Below are 2,324 nucleotides of genomic sequence, written 5' to 3'. Positions count from 1 at the left end.
ACGTCGGACAGCCCGACCGCGCGCAATCTCGCCGGCATTCTCGCCCGGCTCGCGCATGTGCGTCGGCTCGGGCTCGACCCGGGCATTGCCGGCCGCATCCACGAGCACCGCTTCGAGCAGCTCGTGCGCGAAGGCCATGTCGCGCCCGCGTTCCTCCTGTCCGACTACTCGCTCCGCAGAAGGCGCGCGACACTCGCCGCAGCCGTCATCGACCTGGAAGCGCGGCTTGCGGACGCCGCGATCGAGATGTTCGGCAAGCAGACCGGCCTCCTGTTCGCCAGGGCCAGGGCCGCGCAGAAGCGCGGCATCGAGGCGACCACACGCGACGTGAACCGGCTCATGCGGCTGCTGGGCGCCACGGTCGGCGCGCTCCGGGTCGCGCGCGAGGACGGGTTGGACGTCTGGGCGGCGCTCGAAGACGGAGTGGGCTGGACGAGGCTTCTGGATGCCGAGGGCGAGGCGACCGCGATCGCCGACCTGACCCGTGACGAGCCGCTGATCCGCGCGGCGGGGCGCTACATGACGATGCGGCGCTACGCGCCCGCGTTTTTTGACGCGTTCCGGTTCAAGGCGGCAGGCTCGCGCGACGGCGTGCTCGGCGCGATCAAGGTCGTGCGCGCGCTGAACGCGACCGGGCGGCGAGCCGTGCCGGCCGATGCGCCCATGCCGTTTTCCAGAAAATGGAAGGCGGCGATCACCGAGGGCGGCGTCATCGACCGCCGTCGCTATGAAACCGCCACGGTCGCGACCGTGCGCGAGCGGCTCCAATCGGGCGACCTGTGGGTGGAGGGTACGCGCGAACACCTGCGCTTCGACAGCTATATGCTCCCGCCCGGCAAAGCGGCCGAGATCGCGCTCACGCTGCCGTTCGACACCGACGTCGGCCGCTACTTGGAGGGGCGCGCCAGGCTGCTCGACTGGCGGTTGCGCCGGTTCGCAGGCTCGCTGAAGCGCGGCACGCTTGACGGCGTGGAGCTGCGGGGCGGTGACCTCAGGGTCAGCCCGCTCGCGGCCGTAACGCCCGCTGCGGCCGACAGGCTGGACGCGGCCGTCGACCGGCTCATGCCCCGCGTGCGCATCACCGAGCTGCTCGCCGAGGTGGAAGCCCGCACCGGGTTCCTGTGCGCATTTCCGGAACTGCGCTCGGGCCGCGCCCACTCCAACCCGCAGGCCGTGCTCGCCGCGATCCTTGCAGACGCGACGAACCTCGGCATCGAGCGCATGGCCAACGCCAGCCAGGGCGTCACCTACGCCCAGCTCGCCTGGACGCATGGCTGGTACGTATCGGAAGAGAATTACGCGGCAGGGCTGCGCCATCTGGTGGACGCGCAAGCCGCGCTGCCGCTCACGCGCGTGTGGGGCGACGGCACCGCGTCGAGCTCGGACGGGCAGTTCTTCCGCTCGGGCAGGCGGGGCGCGGCCGGCAGCACCAACGCGCGCTACGACCGGGAGCCGGGGCAGAAGATCTACGCCCATGTCGCCGATACCTACGCGCCCTACCATGTCCGGCTGATCTCGGCGACCGCGGCGGAGGCGCCCTATGTGCTGGACGGGTTGGTCGCGCACGGCTGCGGCATCGAACCCGCGATCCACTACGCCGACACGGGCGGCGCGTCCGACCACGTGTTCGCGCTCGCGCACCTGCTCGGCTTCCGGTTCGTGCCCCGCCTGCGCGATCTAGCCGACCGCCGGCTCGGCCTGTTCCCGGGCACGGCCCGCCCTGAGGCGCTCGCGAAGATGATCGGGCGCCCGTTCAACATCGCTGCCATCCGCGAAAGCTGGGACGAGATCGTCCGGCTCGCCGCGTCCGTGAAGGCCGGCGTGGTGCTACCGTCGGTCATGCTGAAGAAGCTGGCCGCGTACCGTCGCCAGAACCGGCTCGACTTCGCGCTCCAGGAGCTGGGCCGGATCGAGCGCACGCTGTTCACGCTCGACTGGTTGGAATCCAGGGCGCTCCGCCAGCAGTGTCAGGCCGGGCTCAACAAGGGCGAGGCGCGTCACACGCTCGCCCAGGCCGTGTTCGTCCATAAACAGGGCCGCCTGCGCGATCCGCAATTCGAGAACCAGGCGCTGAAGGCGTCCGGGCTGACGCTGGTCACCGCCGCGATCGTGTACTGGAACACGCTCTACATGGGCCGTGCGGTCGAGCATCTGCGCGCCAGTGGCGAGCCCGCGCTCGACGAGCTGCTCGGCCATGTCGCCCCGCTTGGTTGGCGACACATCAGCCTCACCGGCGATTACCTCTGGCAGGATGCTGCTGCCGAGCTCGATCAAGACGGCTACCGCGCACTCAACATCGCCGGCGGACCCGGAGCCAAGGTGGC

The 2,324-nt window shown here is 70.7% G+C and carries 1 protein-coding gene; it reads left to right on the top strand.

The window, feature by feature from the left end; translation table 11 throughout:
* The coding region (locus ACFSC3_RS20680; protein WP_380942274.1) for a Tn3 family transposase at positions 1-2,324 on the top strand (2,324 nt) is incomplete at both ends.

Source organism: Sphingomonas floccifaciens, assembly GCF_042681125.1.
GTDB lineage: Bacteria > Pseudomonadota > Alphaproteobacteria > Sphingomonadales > Sphingomonadaceae > Sphingomonas > Sphingomonas floccifaciens.
This window is presented reverse-complemented; position numbering and strand designations above follow the sequence as displayed.